A 641-nucleotide genomic window follows, 5' to 3' on the forward strand; every position below is an offset into this window, starting at 1 on the left:
AGACGGGACTATCGGGCTTGGCGTAGCCGAGGATGCCGCCCCAGTTGGGGGCCCCGCAAACTTCCCACCCCTGTTCTTGAAACCAGCGGGCCAAGGTTTCGCTGCTGCGCTTGGCGGCGGGCTTGGCGTCGTTGTAGAGGATCCCAACTTTGGGCTTGCTCATGGGGCAGTGGTGAGGCAGAGGGTGCCTAAACTCTATCAGGTCTGGATAGCTGCAGCTAAAAGTAGCTAGCCCCAGGGTTCTACCCAGATCCCTTGCCTTAGAATCGGGCTGAAAGGGCTCCCCAGATTAGGTCTGTGTTTGCGTTGGTCTGGACAGGCTGAGGGGAGTGGAGATGCATTGCCAACCCCGTTCTCACCCCATGCAAGCCTGTACCCTGATTGCCCGCGCCAAGATCAATCTTTACCTGGAAATCCTCGGATCCCGCCCCGATGGCTATTCCGAGGTGGCTATGATCCTGCAGAGCATTGCTCTGGCGGATCGCGTGCGTCTCCAGCGCCGTCCCCACGGCATCCACCTGATCTGCAACCACCCGGAGGTGCCGGCAAATACCCGTAACCTAGCCTACCAAGCGGCTGAGCTGCTTCAAAAGGAATGTCAGGCCGATCTGGGAGTGGAGATCCAGCTGGAAAAACAGATC

At 59.0% G+C, this 641-nt stretch carries 1 protein-coding gene; it reads left to right on the top strand.

All coding sequences use genetic code 11. From position 1 onward, the window contains the following. Positions 1–335: 335 nt before the first annotated feature. A partial coding sequence (locus NW858_RS11330; protein ID WP_414520521.1) for a 4-(cytidine 5'-diphospho)-2-C-methyl-D-erythritol kinase occupies positions 336–641 on the top strand: 306 nt, incomplete at its 3' end.

The organism is Synechococcus sp. H55.10, from assembly GCF_047502715.1.
GTDB lineage: Bacteria > Cyanobacteriota > Cyanobacteriia > Thermostichales > Thermostichaceae > Thermostichus.